General features: G+C 72.4%; 10 protein-coding genes. 3 read left to right on the top strand and 7 right to left on the bottom strand.

Translation table 11 applies throughout. From position 1 onward, the window contains the following. Nucleotides 1-352 precede the first annotated feature (352 nt). From C3488_RS37005 to C3488_RS36990, 3 genes are all read right to left on the bottom strand, one after another. The gene (locus C3488_RS37005) at nucleotides 353-1,714 is read right to left on the bottom strand and encodes a wax ester/triacylglycerol synthase family O-acyltransferase (RefSeq protein ID WP_103845244.1); all 1,362 of its coding nucleotides are present in this window, start codon (nucleotides 1,712-1,714) and stop codon (nucleotides 353-355) included. 144 nt (nucleotides 1,715-1,858) lie between these two features. Beyond that, nucleotides 1,859-4,189 carry a GH92 family glycosyl hydrolase gene (locus C3488_RS37000; RefSeq protein ID WP_103845243.1) on the bottom strand — a complete coding sequence of 777 codons (2,331 nt, stop codon included), beginning with the start codon at nucleotides 4,187-4,189 and terminating at the stop codon, nucleotides 1,859-1,861. 387 nt (nucleotides 4,190-4,576) lie between these two features. Further along, complete coding sequence (locus C3488_RS36990) at nucleotides 4,577-4,969, bottom strand: helix-turn-helix domain-containing protein (RefSeq protein WP_103845241.1); 393 nt, start codon at nucleotides 4,967-4,969, stop codon at nucleotides 4,577-4,579. 104 nt (nucleotides 4,970-5,073) lie between these two features. Between C3488_RS36990 and C3488_RS36985 the strand changes: the two genes are divergently transcribed. Next, the gene (locus tag C3488_RS36985) at nucleotides 5,074-5,919 is read left to right on the top strand and encodes an NAD(P)H-binding protein (protein WP_103845240.1); all 846 of its coding nucleotides are present in this window, start codon (nucleotides 5,074-5,076) and stop codon (nucleotides 5,917-5,919) included. 33 nt (nucleotides 5,920-5,952) lie between these two features. On the opposite strand, the gene glgC is transcribed toward C3488_RS36985, so the two are convergent. The 3 genes from glgC to C3488_RS36970 form a co-directional block, all read right to left on the bottom strand. Beyond that, nucleotides 5,953-7,173, bottom strand: a complete 1,221-nt coding sequence (gene glgC, locus C3488_RS36980; protein ID WP_103845239.1) for a glucose-1-phosphate adenylyltransferase — start codon at nucleotides 7,171-7,173, stop codon at nucleotides 5,953-5,955. Between the two features lie 44 nt (nucleotides 7,174-7,217). Next, on the bottom strand, nucleotides 7,218-8,369 hold the full coding sequence (gene glgA, locus C3488_RS36975) for a glycogen synthase (protein WP_103845238.1): 1,152 nt from the start codon (nucleotides 8,367-8,369) through the stop codon (nucleotides 7,218-7,220). A 74-nt stretch (nucleotides 8,370-8,443) separates the two neighbouring features. Further along, nucleotides 8,444-9,151 (bottom strand): (2Fe-2S)-binding protein, encoded by a 708-nt coding sequence (locus tag C3488_RS36970; RefSeq protein WP_103845237.1) that lies wholly within the window; start codon nucleotides 9,149-9,151, stop codon nucleotides 8,444-8,446. Between the two features lie 234 nt (nucleotides 9,152-9,385). On the opposite strand from C3488_RS36970, the gene C3488_RS36965 reads away from it, so the two are divergent. Further along, complete coding sequence (locus tag C3488_RS36965; protein WP_103845236.1) at nucleotides 9,386-10,474, top strand: DMT family transporter; 1,089 nt, start codon at nucleotides 9,386-9,388, stop codon at nucleotides 10,472-10,474. A gap of 39 nt (nucleotides 10,475-10,513) precedes the next feature. Here C3488_RS36965 and C3488_RS36960 read toward each other — a convergent pair whose 3' ends face one another. Further along, nucleotides 10,514-11,764, bottom strand: a complete 1,251-nt coding sequence (locus C3488_RS36960; protein ID WP_103845235.1) for a transglycosylase family protein — start codon at nucleotides 11,762-11,764, stop codon at nucleotides 10,514-10,516. Nucleotides 11,765-12,095: 331 nt separating this feature from the next. Here C3488_RS36960 and gndA point away from each other — a divergent pair, with 331 nt between their 5' ends. Then, entirely contained in the window at nucleotides 12,096-13,535 is a 1,440-nt protein-coding gene (gene gndA, locus C3488_RS36955) for an NADP-dependent phosphogluconate dehydrogenase (protein WP_103845234.1), read from the top strand. Nucleotides 13,536-13,835 lie beyond the last annotated feature (300 nt).

Below are 13,835 nucleotides of genomic sequence, written 5' to 3'. Positions count from 1 at the left end.
CCTCTGTCACCGTCATCGCGCTGCCGTTCCTCGCTCTCCCGCGCAGCGCTCCGACCGCGCTCGCCTTCGAACGGGGAATTTTACGGAGCGGCGGGGCGGGTCACCAAACCCGCGATGATCGAATTCAGCCCGTCCGGGAGCCCCCGCCTGCTCGAAGACCCCGAGGGAGTTCGAGGACGAGGCCCCTGAGCCGGCGGCGTGGAGCCGCGGGCGCAGCCCTCGGGAGTGGACCGGGGGCCGGGAGCGGCGGGGGCGTGAGAAGTCCCGCGCCGACGGTCCGGCCCCGCGTCACCGCGGGTGACGCAGGGCCCGGCACCCCTCTGGATGCCGGGACCAGCGCGTCCGTCCCCGTTCAGATGCGGCAGGCCGCCAGCAGTGTCTCGACCTCGTCGGGGACCGCCCGGGCCAGGCGTTCCAGGTCCGGCACCGCCCGGCCGTCGGCGACTAGTCCGTAGTGGACGCGACCGCGGTACGTCGAGATCGCCACTGCCAGGGACTGGCCGCGGGCCAGGGGGGCGAGCGGGTAGACCTCGGCGAGCGGGTTGCCGCCGAGCCTCAGGCCGAGGCTGGGCAGCGGCACGCTGGTGACCAGGATGTCGAACCAGAGCCGCGCGGCCTGGCTGACCAGCGGCCCGCCCAGCCGGTGCCCCAGCGCGGGCACATGGTCGGCGAGCAGTGCGACGGCGCCCGCGCCCCGGTTGGGTCCGGCGTCCTTGTTGCGGTCCATGGCCGTCCGCACCGTCCGCAGCCGCTCCAGCGGGTCCGGATCACCGACCGGAAGCCGTATCAGGTAACCGGAGAGCCGGTTGCCCTGTGGGTGCGCGGTGCGCGGGCGGCGCTTGGACACCGGAATGAGCGCCCGCGGCTCGACACCCGCGCTGCCGTCGCCGCGCTCGTCCAGCCAGCGCCGCAGGGCGCCCGCGACGACCGCGATCAGCACGTCGTTGACGGTGCCGCCCGCCGACTTGCGCACCCGGTGCACATCGTCGAGGTCGATGGCGACACCGGCCGTACGGCGGGTGCCGCTGGGCTCGGAGGTGAGCGCCGACGAGGAGCGCATGCCGAGGGTGGACAGGGCCACGGAGGTGCCGATGTCGAGGGCGCGCCCCACGTCGGCGAGCGTGCCGCGCAGCAGCCCCGGGAGCCTGCGCACGTCGGGCAGGAGGCCCCGGGCGGGCTCCGGCGGGCGCGGCCGGGGTTCGGGCATGTCCATCGGGTCCATGACGGCGGCCGCGAGGGTCAGCGCGCGCAGCCCGTCGGCGAGCGCGTGGTGGAACTTGAACAGCACGGCGAAGGAGGTGCCGTCCTCCCCCGGCAGCACATGCGCCTCCCACGGCGGCCGGCCGCGTACCAGCGCGCGCTCCATGAGCCGTCCGGCCTCGGCGTGGAAGTCGGCGGTGGGCGCGTGCAGCCGCACATGGCGCAGGGGGTCGAAGTCGGGGTCGGGTTCCCGGGTCGCACCGCCCAGGGCGAGCGGGAGGCGCGCGGCGGCGAGGTCGCGCGGCAGGCGGACGTCCGGCAGCCAGACGTCCCGGATCCGCATGCGCAGTCCCGGGACCGCGGCGGCGCGGGCCGCCAGCAGATCCGCGGCATGCGCGCCCGCGGTCGGCGAGTGGCAGGAGAACACGCCGAGGGCACCGAGGTGCATGGGGTGCCGGGCGGACTCGATGTTCCAGAACGCCAGGTCGAGTGGTGCGAGCAGGTCAGAAGTCAATGGCTTGCCTCGCGTCGACGATGAGGGAAGCACGAGTCAACCTCCGACAGGCGATTACGGTCAAGTACGATCAGGCTACGTACAGTTAACAGCGGATTAAGTCCCGCCTCGCCGAGAGAGGCGGGACTGATGTGACAGAAGCGGTCATTTCAGCGGGGGCGGCGCGGCCTGCGGTGCCGTGCCCCACCCGGACGGCCGCGCGCCGACCGTGAACTCCAGCGTGCCCAGACGGCGCAACGCGTCCGTCGTGACGTACGTGCGTTCGTACGCCGTTCCGTCGATGCGCACGTTCTGGACGTACCGGTCGCGCTGTGACGTGCCGGGTGCGGCGACGGTCAGCCCGCCGCGCGGGTAGTACGCCCGGTCGAGCACCAGGTCGACGCGGTCGAACACCGGGGTGGTCAGACCCCAGGTGGGATAGCCGGGCTGCACGGGGAAGAGGCCGATGGACGACAGCACGTTCCAGGCGGACATCGTGCCGAGGTCGTCGTTGCCGGTCATCCCGGTCGGGCCGTTGGTGAAGAGCGTCAGCGCCGCGTGCACGACGTCCGTGGTCTTCCACGGCTGACCGGTCGACAGGTACGTGTAGGGGGCGATCAGGTCCGGCTCGTTCTGCGGGTTGTACGTGGCCGCGCCGTAGTAGGCGTACGCTCCGTGCACCCACACCTCGCGCGCGGTCCTCTCCGGGTCCTTGAGCAGCTCGTCGTAGGCGAAGAAGGCGTCGAGCCGGTCGTTGGCCGCCTGCCGGCCGCCGATGAGGCCGACCATGCCGGGCAGGTCCTGCGGCACGAGCCACTGGTACTGCCAGGCTGTGCCCTCGTGGAAGCCCTGGCTCTCGGCCGGGTCGGCCGGCCCCGCGAAGGCCCCGGAGGCGTCCCTGGCGCGGAAGAAGCCGGTCGAGGAATCGAAGAGGGTGCGGTAGTTGCGGGACCGGGCGGCGTAGCGGGCGGCGTCCGCGGGGTGCCCCAGGGCACGTGCCATCTGGGCGAGCATGGCGTCGGCGAGCGCGTACTCCAGCGTCACCGACCCGCCGTGGTGGTAGTCGGAGTCGCCGGGCTTGGTGTAGGGGCGGCCCTTGATGTAGGGCGCGAAGCCGTGCGCGACGTACTCGCGGTTCGCCTCACGGCCCGTGTACATGGTGTCGGCGGACGGCACGCCGTCGGCGTTCTTCTTCAGCGCGCGGTACGCCCGCTCCTCGTACCCCTTGAGCAGTCCCTGATGGTAGGCGTGGGTCAGGTACGGGGTGACGGGGTCGCCGCTCATGATGTTCGTCTCGACCGCGCCGTAGCCCCACTTGGGCAGCCAGCCACCCTGCTCGTCGACCGTCAGCAGGGAGACGGCGATGTCGCGCGCCTCGTGCGGCGCGAGCAGGGACAGCAGCTGGGACTGGGTGCGGTAGGTGTCCCACAGCGACCAGTTCTGGAAGTACGTGAAGCCCTGCGCGCGGTGGACCTTCTGGTCCCAGCCGGTGTAGCGGCCGTCGGCGTCGCTGCCGATGTTCGGCGCGAGGAAGGACCGGTACAGCGAGGAGTAGAAGGTGGTGCGCAGGGTGGCGTCACCGCCCTGGACCCGGACGTCGTCGAGGCGGTCCTCCCAGGCACGGCGAGCGGCCGTCCACACGGTGTCGAACGAACGGCCGTACGTGGTAGCGAGGTTGACGTCGGCGCCGTGTGCGTCGACGTACGACAGTGCGGTGGTCGCCTCGACGGTGCGGTTCTTGGTGGTGTCGAACGTGACGTAGGCGCCGTTGCGCCCGGGCCCCGCCGACTTCGTCGCCCCAGGGGTGATCGAGTCCTGGTACCAGGTCCCGTGGGCGGTGAACGGCCGGTTGAAGCGGGTGACGGTGTAGACCGTGTACGGCCGGGTGGAGCGGCAGAAGCCGGCGCCCGTGATCTCGGTGCGCACGGTGCGGTCGTCGAGGATCTCCACCTTGGAGGACACGTTCTTGTGCAGTGCCTGGCCCGCGTTGAGCAGCACGTTCGCCTTGCCGGTGGCCGGGAAGGCGTAACGCTGGACGGCGGTGCGCGGGGACGCCGTCAGTTCCGCCTCGATGCCGCTGTCGAGGCCGACCCGGTAGTAGCCGGGGCTCGCCTGCTCGTTCGCGTGGCTGAACGTGGCCGCGTACTTGGTGTAGTCCGTCTCGGTCACGTCACCCGTCGTGGGCAGCACCGGCAGGTCTCCTCCGATGGCGCAGCCGACGCCGGAGAGGTGCACGAGGGAGAAGCCGCGGATCCGGTTCTGGGCGTGGTCGTAGCCGGTGTTGTGCCCGGTGTCCGGGGAGAACTGCACCATGCCGAAGGGCACGGCGGCGCCGGGGAAGGTGTTGCCCTCGTCCTGTGTGCCGATGAAGGGGTTGACCAGGCCGGTGAGCCCGCCGTCGCGGGGCTCTGCGGCATGCGCGGCCTGTGGGAGGCACAGTGTCGAGGCCACCACCGTGCTCGCGGCGGCGAGGCGCAGGCGCCGGGTGCGTCTCATCTCGGAAGACCTCCCAGGATCGATGTGGTCGAGCACATGGTGGTGGCCGGGCGTCAGTTTCCCGGGTAACCGGCGGGGTTGTTCGGGGACGCGTCGCGATCAGCGCCTGGTGCGCGACCCGCAGGCACGCGGCGTCCGGCTCGAGAACCCGGCGGTCACAGGTGAGCGGAGCGCGGTCGGCATGCACGAGTCGTAGGGGAGCTGGAGCCGCCTGCTCGAGCCGGTCCGCCGGCCGGAGGGCACGCTGAAGGCGCGGCGGTCCCGCACAGGGGCCTCGTGCCGCTCGATGCCGGAGAGCTGCGACTCCACGGGATGGGCAACGAGGATGTGCTCGCCGAGGTTCTTCACAAGCGGCGGCCGTTCACCCGCCCGTGCCGCCCGGCGGTGCTACCTGGCCGGGTCGGTGTCGTACTCGTTCCGGGCCCGCGAGACCTCGTCCAGGTGCTCGGCGGACCATTCCGCGAGGTGCGCGAAGAGCGGGGCGAGGCTGCGGCCGAGTTCGCTGATCTCGTACTCGACCCGTGGGGGGACCTCCGGGTGGTACGTGCGCACGATCAGCCCGTCGCGCTCGAGTTGCCTCAGCCGCTGGGTCAGCACCTTGGGGGTGATCCTGTCGATGCGCCGCTGGAGTTCGACGAAGCGCTGACGGCCGTGGGTGTGGAGAGTCCACAGGATCGGGGTGGTCCAGCGGCTGAACACGATGTCGACGACCGGGGCGATGGGACAGGCGAGTTCGGGGTCGGTGGCGGCGGACGCCGCCCAGGTCGCTTCGCCGGCCATGCGCACCCCTCCGGGATAGCCACTTTCCTGTAGGTACCTACTATACCGACGGTGTTAGCGTCCCCGTGTCTCGACAACCACTCTGGAACAACAGGGAGTTGACCATGTTCGTAGTGACGGGGGCGACCGGCAACGTCGGCCGGTCGCTCGTGCGGATCCTGGTGGCCGCCGGCGAGCAGGTGACCGCGACCTCGCGTGGGGTCTCGGCGGCCGACATGCCGGAGGGCGTCAGACGGCGGACGGCGGACCTGACCGACCCCGAGAGCCTCCGGCCCGTGTTCGACGGCGCCGACGCGCTCTTCCTGCAGAACGGCGGCCCCAGTGCGCACCTGCTGAGCCCGCGGGACATCCTGGACGTCGCCAAGGCCGGCGGTGTCGAACGGGTGGTGCTGCTCTCGTCGCAAGGGGTCGCGACCCGGCCGGAGTCGGGCTCGCACGGGGGCGTCGCGCGCGCCATCGAGGACGCCGTACGGGAGTCGGGCCTGAAGTGGACGATCCTGCGACCCGGCGGCTTCCACTCCAATGCGTTCGCCTGGGCCGAGGCGGTCCGTACCCGGCGGGCCGTCGCGGCACCGTTCGCTGATGTCGGACTGCCCACCGTCGACCCGGGCGACATCGCCGAGGTCGCCGCGGCGGCCCTGCGCGAGGACGCTCACCAGGGCCGCGTCTACGAGTTGACCGGGCCGTCGCCCACCACGCCCCGGCAACGGGCCGCGGCGATCGGGGACGCGCTCGGCGAACCGGTACGGTTCACCGAGCAGACCCGCGACGAGGCCCGCGCGGAGATGCTGCGGTTCATGCCCGAGCCGGTGGTCGAGACCACGCTGACGATCCTGGGCGAGCCGACCCCCGCCGAACGACGCGTCAGCCCCGACGCCGAACGCGTCCTGGGCCGCCCGCCCCGCCCCTTCGCCGACTGGGCCCGGGAGAATGCCGCCGCCTTCCGCTGACGCGGGAGCCGGCGGCGGCCCGGCCCCACGGGCCTACGACACCCGCTGTCCCTTCCCCAGCGCGATCACTCCGCCCTTCGACACCGTGTACAGCTCCGCGTCCCGTTCCGGGTTGACGCCGATCGTCGCCCCCGGGGGCACCTCCACGTTCTTGTCGAGGACCGCTCCGCGCACGATCGCGCCGCGGCCGACGTGGACGTTGTCGTGCAGGACCGAGCCCTGCACGACGGCGCCCGGGTCCACCAGGACGCCCGGGGACAGCACCGACCGCGTCACCTGGCCCCGGATGAGGCACCCGGCGCTGATGATCGACTCGCTGGCGATGCCACCCGAGTTGAAGCGGGCCGGCGACAGCTGGTACGAGTGCGTGTAGATGGGCCAGCTGCGGTTGTAGAGGTTGAAGGCCGGGCGCTCGGCGATCAGGTCCATGTGCGCCTCGTAGTACGCGTCCAGGGTGCCCACGTCCCGCCAGTAGCCCCGGTCGCGATTGGTCTCGCCGGGCACGTGGTTGGCTTGGAAGTCGTACAGCTGGGCCTCGCCGCGCTCGGTGAGCTGGGGCAGGATCGAACCGCCCATGTCGTGCACCGAGTTCTGGTCCTCGGCGTCCCGCTGCAACGCCTCGATCAGCGCCTTGGTGGTGAAGATGTAGTTGCCCATGGAGGCGAAGACGGTCTCGGGGTCGTCCGGCAGACCGGGCGGGTCGGCGGGCTTCTCCAGGAACCGTTCGACCGTCTGACCGTCCGAGCCGGGTGTGATCACGCCGAAGGAGGAGGACTCCGCGCGCGGCACCCGTATGCCCGCGACGGTCACGCCCGCCCCGCCCTCGATGTGCTGCGCGAGCATCTGCCGCGGGTCCATGCGGTAGACGTGGTCGGCGCCGAAGACCGCCACGTACTCCGGCTGTTCGTCGTGGATCAGGTTCAGCGACTGCAGGATCGCGTCCGCGCTGCCCAGGTACCAGCGCGGGCCGAGCCGCTGCTGGGCCGGTACCGGCGTGACGTAGTTGCCGAGCAGGCTGGACATCCGCCAGGTCGTGGTGATGTGCCGGTCCAGCGAGTGCGACTTGTACTGCGTGAGCACGCAGATGCGCAGGATGTCGCCGTTGACGAGGTTCGACAGGACGAAGTCCACGAGGCGGTAGGTCCCGCCGAAGGTCACGGCCGGTTTCGCGCGGTCGGCGGTCAGCGGCATCAGCCGCTTGCCCTCCCCGCCGGCCAGTACGATTCCCAGCACCGAAGGTCCACCGCGCCGCATGCCGCCGCCCCTCTACGCCCGGTTGTGCTGCACTTTGCTGACTACTACCCCTGTTTGAGGACATCCTCGTACAGGCGGACCGTGCGCCGGGCCACCGCGTCCCAGCCGAACTCCCCCGCCGCGCGCTCCCGTCCGGCCTCGCCCATCCGCCGCGCGGCCACCGGATCGGCGAGGACGGCGTCCAGGGCACGCGCGAGGTGCTCCTCGAAGCCGTCGTCCACGTCGACCAGCAGGCCGGTACGGCCGTCGTCCACCACCTCCGGGATGCCGCCGGTGCGCGAGGCCACCACGGCGGTGCCGCACGCCATGGCCTCCAGGTTGACGATGCCGAGCGGCTCGTACACCGACGGGCAGACGAACACGGTGGCATGGGTCAGGAGCTGGATCACTTCCGGGCGCGGCAGCATCTTGGGGATCCAGTGCACGCCCTCACGGTCCCTGCTGAGCTCCTCGAACAGGTCGCGGAACTCGCGGTCGATCTCGGGGGTGTCCGGTGCGCCCGCGCACAGGACGACCTGCGCCGCCGGGTCGATGTGCCGCACCGCGCGCAGCAGATGGGGCACGCCCTTCTGGCGGGTGATCCGCCCCACGAACAGGACGTAGGGGCGGTCCGGGTCGACGCCTGTGCGGGCGAGGACGTCCGTGCCTGGGTCCGGCCGGTACAGGGTGGTGTCGATCCCGTTGTGCACGACGTGGACCCGCGCCGGGTCGAGGGCCGGGTAGCAGGCGAGGATGTCGTCGCGCATGGCGCCGGAGACGGCGATCACCGCGTCCGCGGCCTCGATCGCGGTGCGCTCCGCCCAGCTGGAGAGCGCGTATCCGCCGCCGAGCTGCTCGGCCTTCCAGGGGCGCAGCGGCTCCAGCGAGTGCGCCGTCATCACGTGCGGGATGCCGTACAGCAGCTTGGCGAGGTGGCCGGCGAGGTTGGCGTACCAGGTGTGGGAGTGGACCAGCTCGCGGCCCTGGAGGGCGGCGGTCATGGCCAGGTCCGCGGAGAAGGTGCGCAGCGCGTCGTTGGCCGCGTCGAGGCCGGTCCACGGCCGGTGGCGTATGACGCCGCCCGCGCCGCCCTCACCCCAGCAGTGCACGTCCAGGTCGACGAGGGAGCGCAACTCCCGGGCGAGGAACTCGACATGGACGCCCGCACCGCCGTACACGTCCGGCGGGTACTCGCGGGTCAGCAGTCCCACACGCACCCGGTACCCCCTGTCTCAGCGACTGGTTCCCACATGGTCACCCAGATACGGCCGTTGCGGAAGACCACCCGTGTTCACACGTGCCCCGGCGGGCGGTCGAAGCAGCAGTCGCCGCACAGTCCGCCCGCGGGCAGCCGGTAGTAGAGGCAGCAGCTGCGGCGGCGGCCGGTGGCGGGGTCCAGGGCGCCGGACAGGCCGGGGTGCGCGAACAGTCCCGCGGCGAGGGAGCGGGCCCGCTCCGCCACGTCCGTACGGCCGGTCTCCCGCGCCCAGCGGTCGACCATGCGGACGGTACCGGCGAGCGCGGAGGCCGCGTTGCCCCACAACAGCCGTGCGGAGACGCCGTGGCGCGCGCCGAGGGCGTCCGTGAGGGGCGCGAGGTGCGCTGCACGGACGACCGTGTCGAGCGAGTCGACGGGCAGCGGGCGCACCTCGCCCAGCCACAGGTCGTCGGGCACGCCGCCCTCCGGGTCCCAGTGCAGCAGCCGGGGATCGAGGTCGGGCACCCGCCCGTACAGCACGGCACAGCCGAGCGCGACGGACCAGATCCGGGCCGCCAGGCCCTGGTGGGCGAGGGAGGCGGCGACCCGGAGCTCCGGTGCCCGGAGGCTGTGCGCGACCTTGCGGATGCGCACGGCCAGCGGATCCGTGCCGTCTTCGGGCGGCCCGGACGCGTACGCCTGCGCCAACGTGGGCAACGTCCCGCGCGGCGGCGCTCCGGTGTGCAGAACGAAGAAGCCGCCGAGCGCGCCGAGCGCCGAGAGGTCGGGGTCGAGGTCCACCAGATCAGTACTACCAAGCGCGCTGCGGGCTCCGGGCTTCCCCCCAGGGGACCTGCGCGTCGGCACCCCTCTTGGGGATGAGAGAAACGCTCTCGTACTCCATCGGCAGTACGACCCAATGGGTGCTCAGGGACGACGACGGGGAACAGCCCCGGGCGGCAAGGTGTTGACCATGGAAGAAGACCGTTCGTCGCGCCGGGCCGCCCGCTCCGGCCCCACGCGAAGGAGTCGCTGATGAGCGCCCTCGCGTTGTCCGTGCTCCTGTCGCTCGTCTCCGCCGTCGCGTACGCGGGCGGGGCGATCGTGCAGGAGCAGGTCGCCGTGTCCGCGCCCGGCCGGTCCTACGCGCCGCTGCGCAGGCCGGCCTGGTGGGCGGCGGTCGTGCTGAACGGTCTCGGCGGACTGCTGCATGTGGCGGCGCTCGCCTACGGCCCCTTGAGCCTGGTCCAGCCGCTGGGCGCGCTGACCATCGTGTTCGCGCTGCCGATGGCGGCGCTGTGCGTGGGTCGCCGGGCGGGGACGGCCGCCTGGCGCGGTGCCGTCATGGCGACCGTGGGCCTCGCGGGCCTGCTGTCCCTGGTCGGGGTCTCCGGCACGCATTCCCTCGGCGGCGCCCAGCGGATGACGCTGGCCCTGGTCACCGCCGGTGGCGTGATGGCGCTGATGGTGGCGGGACGGGCGACGCACCGGCATCCGGCGGTGCGCAGCATGCTGTTGGCGGTGGCGTCGGGCGTCGCGTTCGGCATGTCGTCGGTGTTCACCAAGACGGTCGCGGTGGATTGGACCGGCGGGGTCTTTCTGGCGGACCTGCCGAGCCTGGCGGCGATAGGCGTCTTCGCGACGGCCGGTCTGCTGCTGTCGCAGGCCTCCTACCGGGGCGCGGGCCTCGCGGCACCGCTCGCCACGCTGACGGTCGTCAATCCGGTGGCGGCGGCCGCGGTGGGCATCACCCTGTTCGGTGAGAGCTTCCGCTACGGCAGCACCGGCACCGTGCTCGCCCTGGTCTGCGGTGTTCTCGCCGGCGGCGGACTGATCCTGCTGACCACGGAGCGGATCGACGGCGAGCGGCAAGCGACTGCGGCCGGCGAGGCCGTCACGGAGGCCGTGGGCCGGCCGTGGCCGAAGGCGCGGTCGGTCCCGGAGCCCGCGATGTCCGTGCGGAGGACCGTCTTGGACGAGCAAGGCATGGCGGGGCAAGCGGCGTACGAGGACTGGGACCCCGCCGCGCACGGCGAGCCGTCGCGCCCGTACGGCCCCCTGCACACCGCGGTGGTCATTCCTGCGCCCGTCATGGACCGGCATCGCGCCCGGGCCGGGTCCTGACCGCTCCGGTTCCGTCGGACCGCACCGGAGTGACCGGTGTCAGACGGCGACGCCACCCGCGCGGAGATAGGCGACCGGATCGATGTCGCTGCCGAACCCGGGCCCCGTCCGCACCTCGAAGTGCAGATGCGGGCCCGTGCTGTTGCCCGTGGAGCCGGAACGGCCGATGCGCTGGCCGGCCACCACGCTCTGCCCGTCCCTGACGGAGATCGCCGACAGATGGGCGTACTGCGTGTAGCGGCCGTCGGCGTGCCGGATGACCACCTGGTAGCCGAAGGAGCCGCCCCAGCCGGCGTCGACCACCTGCCCGGCCGCGACCGCCCGCACGGAGGTGCCGGTCGGCACGGGGAAGTCGACGCCGGTGTGGTAGCCCTTCGACCACGCCGACCCCGCGGCGTGGTAGCGCGTGCCCGTCGCGGCGTTCACCGGGGCGACCATCGAGTGGGTGGTGGCGCTGTGATGTGAAGGCGTCTTCCGCGGGGTCGACTTGCGGGTTGCCTCCGACGTCCTGTGAGTCCGCTCGGGCGTCTTGCGGGTCGCCTCGGGCGTCTTGCGGGTCGCCTCGGGCGTCTTGCGGGTCGCCTCGGGCGTCTTGCGGGTTCGCTCCGGCGGCGCCTCCGGGTGCGCCGGGGCCTTGGCCGCCTTGGCCGCCTTGGCCCGCAGGTTCAGCCGCTGGCCGGGCAGGATGAGGTCCGGGTCCGCGCCGACCGTCGTCCGGTTGGCCGCGTACAGCCCCTGCCAGCCGCCCTGGACGTGGTGGGAGTCGGCGATGCCGGAGAGCGTGTCGCCGTGCACCACGGTGTACATCTCGGTGGTGCCCGCGTGCGACTGGGGCGTGGTCTGAGGTTTCACGTCGCGAACCGAACGCTTGACGGTCGCCGGCGCGGCCTGCGATGTGCCCGGGCCGGATCCGCCCCGGGTCAGACCCGCGCGTACGGAGCACGCCGGCCAGGCGCCGGGCCCCTGTCCCTTGAGGACCCTCTCGGCCACGGCGATCTGCTGGTCCCTGGTGGCCATGTCCGCGCGCCGCGCGTACGCAGTCCCCCCGTAGGCCTCCCAGGTCGACTGCGTGAACTGCAGTCCCCCGTAATAGCCGTTGCCGGTGTTGATGCCCCAGTCGCCGCTGGACTCGCAGGCGGCGACCTTGCTCCAGGTGTCCGCGTCGGCCGCGTGCGCGACGCCGGTGCCGATGAGCGGGAGCGCCATGCCGGCGCCGCCCGCCGTGACGGTGAGCGAGGCGCGGTTGATCCTTGTCGGCTGATACCGGCGGTGCCGGCCGCGTACGGCCATGGAGAGCCCCCTCGACATGCGTCAGGAGGGGCAAAAGTAGACGCCGCGAACAGGCCATGACAAGACGGGGAATCGGTCGCTCCGCCGCGTCAACTGGCCGGGAATCGTGCCTGGTTGCGGCTGCCGACGGGAACTGCGCTGCGCGTGGCGCCTCATCCTCGGCGGGCGATCCAGGATGTGCGACAAGAGATTCCGGATGTGCGGCGGGTGTACCGGCGCGTCACGATGGTCACCGGGCGATACTGACCAGCACGAGCGGCACCACCCTTCGATGATGTCGTCCGGACCGAACCGGCACCGCCGATTCCAGGACCTCTAGGAGCCAACCGTTATGAGCACTGCAGCCCAGATCGGCGTCACGGGTCTCGCGGTCATGGGCCGCAACCTCGCCCGGAACTTCGCGCGCAACGGCTATGCGGTCGCCCTGCACAACCGGACCGTGTCACGGACCCATGAGCTGGTGAAGGAGTTCGGCCACGAGGGCGACTTCGTGGCGACCGAGTCCGCGGAGGACTTCGTGGCGGCGCTGGAGCGGCCACGGCGACTGATGATCATGGTGAAGGCGGGCGGGCCGACGGACGCCGTGATCCAGGAGTTCGCGCCGCTGCTCGAGCCCGGTGACATGATCATCGACGGCGGCAACGCGCACTTCGCGGACACCCGGCGCCGCGAGAAGGAACTGCGGGAACGGGGCATCCACTTCGTCGGCACCGGCATCTCCGGAGGCGAGGAGGGGGCGCTGCACGGGCCGAGCATCATGCCGGGCGGCTCGACCGAGTCGTACGAGTCGCTGGGCCCGATGCTGGAGAGGATCTCCGCGAAGGCGAAGGACGGCGCACCGTGCGTGACCCACGTCGGCCCGGACGGCGCCGGGCACTTCGTGAAGATGGTGCACAACGGCATCGAGTACGCCGACATGCAGCTGATCGGCGAGGCGTACCAGCTGCTGCGCGACGTCGCCGGCTACTCCCCCGCCGAGATCGCGGAGATCTTCCGCACCTGGAACACCGGCCGCCTGGACTCGTACCTGATCGAGATCACGGCGGAGGTGCTCTCCCACGTGGACGCGGCGACGGGCAAGCCGTTCGTGGACGTGGTCCTGGACCAGGCGGAGCAGAAGGGCACCGGCCGCTGGACGGTGCAGATCGCGCTGGACCTCGGCGTGCCGGTGTCCGGCATCGCGGAGGCGGTCTTCGCCCGCTCGCTGTCCGGGCACACGGCGCTGCGCGAGGCGTCGCGGGGCCTGGCCGGACCGAAGGCGTCGCCGCTCGGCGGGTCCGAGGCGGCGGCCTTCGCGGACCGGGTGGAGCAGGCGCTGTACGCGTCGAAGATCGTGTCGTACACGCAGGGCTTCCACGAGATCGCGTCGGGCAGCGCGGAGTACGACTGGAACATCGACCTCGGCGAGGTGGCGTCCATCTGGCGCGGCGGCTGCATCATCCGCGCGGCGTTCCTGGACCGCATCCGCGCGGCGTACGACGCCCGGGCGGACCTGCCGAGCCTGCTGTCGGACGAGACGTTCGCGCAGGAGATCGCCGCGGCGCAGGACGACTGGCGCGAGGTCCTGGTGGCCGCGACCCGGCAGGGCGTGCCGACGCCGGGCTTCTCCGCGGCCCTCGCCTACTACGACGCCCTGCGCGCGGAGCGGCTGCCGGCCGCGCTGACCCAGGGGCAGCGCGACTTCTTCGGCGCGCACACGTACCGGCGGACGGACCGCGCGGGATCGTTCCACACGCTGTGGGGCGGGGACCGCTCCGAGGTCGAAGCGTAGGGCTCGGGCGGCTCGGAGGTCGGGTGACCCGGGGGCTTCGAGGGCGGACGGCTCCGGGGTCGCCGGTGCCCGTGCCGGTCCGTCGGCGTCGGGGGCGGCAGTGGCCGGGGTACGCCGGTGGCCGAGTGCCGGCGGTGGCCGGGCACGACAGTGGCCCGGTGCGCGGGGTTTCCGCCCGTGCGCCGGGCCGGCGTGCTTTCCGTGCGGGTCGTCTACGAAAGGGGCGGCCCTGGTTCTCCGGGTTCGGGGACGGGGTCCGGGCCCGGCGGTTTCGGGATCGGCGACGGGGGCGGCTCCGGC

The sequence above is a fragment of the Streptomyces sp. Ru72 genome (assembly GCF_002920635.1).
In the GTDB taxonomy this organism is placed as follows: domain Bacteria; phylum Actinomycetota; class Actinomycetes; order Streptomycetales; family Streptomycetaceae; genus Streptomyces.
The sequence above is the reverse complement of the archived record's forward strand: the minus strand, read 5'-3'. Positions and strand labels throughout refer to the sequence as shown.

Bases quoted from the DNA above. Each gene is read 5' to 3' on its own strand.
- C3488_RS36965 (WP_103845236.1), top strand. From the start codon at position 9,386: ATGAGCGCCCTCGCGTTGTCCGTGCTCCTGTCGCTCGTCTCCGCCGTC.
- glgC (WP_103845239.1), bottom strand. From the start codon at position 7,173: ATGCGGCGCGGTGGACCTTCGGTGCTGGGAATCGTACTGGCCGGCGGG.
- gndA (WP_103845234.1), top strand. From the start codon at position 12,096: ATGAGCACTGCAGCCCAGATCGGCGTCACGGGTCTCGCGGTCATGGGC.
- C3488_RS37000 (WP_103845243.1), bottom strand. From the start codon at position 4,189: ATGAGACGCACCCGGCGCCTGCGCCTCGCCGCCGCGAGCACGGTGGTG.
- C3488_RS36990 (WP_103845241.1), bottom strand. From the start codon at position 4,969: ATGGCCGGCGAAGCGACCTGGGCGGCGTCCGCCGCCACCGACCCCGAA.
- C3488_RS36985 (WP_103845240.1), top strand. From the start codon at position 5,074: ATGTTCGTAGTGACGGGGGCGACCGGCAACGTCGGCCGGTCGCTCGTG.
- C3488_RS36960 (WP_103845235.1), bottom strand. From the start codon at position 11,764: ATGGCCGTACGCGGCCGGCACCGCCGGTATCAGCCGACAAGGATCAAC.